Source organism: Citrobacter sp. Cu096 (assembly GCF_030332285.1).
Classification (GTDB): domain Bacteria; phylum Pseudomonadota; class Gammaproteobacteria; order Enterobacterales; family Enterobacteriaceae; genus Citrobacter; species Citrobacter meridianamericanus.
The window spans coordinates 1-561 of sequence record NZ_JAOWID010000009.1 but is presented as its reverse complement, the minus strand read 5'-3'; the positions used below and the strand labels follow the sequence as shown (position 1 = coordinate 561).

1 rRNA gene is annotated in these 561 nt (G+C 51.9%); it reads left to right on the top strand.

The features are described from left to right. Positions 1-20: 20 nt before the first annotated feature. Positions 21-561, top strand: a 23S ribosomal RNA gene (locus tag OGX99_RS00855); the annotation flags it as partial.

The window sequence follows — 561 nt, the reverse complement described above, 5'->3', positions numbered from 1 at the left end:
GAAACATCTTCGGGTTGTGAGGTTAAGCGACTAAGCGTACACGGTGGATGCCCTGGCAGTCAGAGGCGATGAAGGACGTGCTAATCTGCGATAAGCGTCGGTAAGGTGATATGAACCGTTATAACCGGCGATTTCCGAATGGGGAAACCCAGTGTGATTCGTCACACTATCATTACGTGAATACATAGCGTAATGAAGCGAACCGGGGGAACTGAAACATCTAAGTACCCCGAGGAAAAGAAATCAACCGAGATTCCCCCAGTAGCGGCGAGCGAACGGGGAGCAGCCCAGAGTCTGAATCAGCTTGTGTGTTAGTGGAACGGTCTGGAAAGTCCGACGGTACAGGGTGATAGTCCCGTACACCAAAATGCACAGGTTGTGAACTCGAAGAGTAGGGCGGGACACGTGGTATCCTGTCTGAATATGGGGGGACCATCCTCCAAGGCTAAATACTCCTGACTGACCGATAGTGAACCAGTACCGTGAGGGAAAGGCGAAAAGAACCCCGGCGAGGGGAGTGAAAAAGAACCTGAAACCGTGTACGTACAAGCAGTGGGAGCA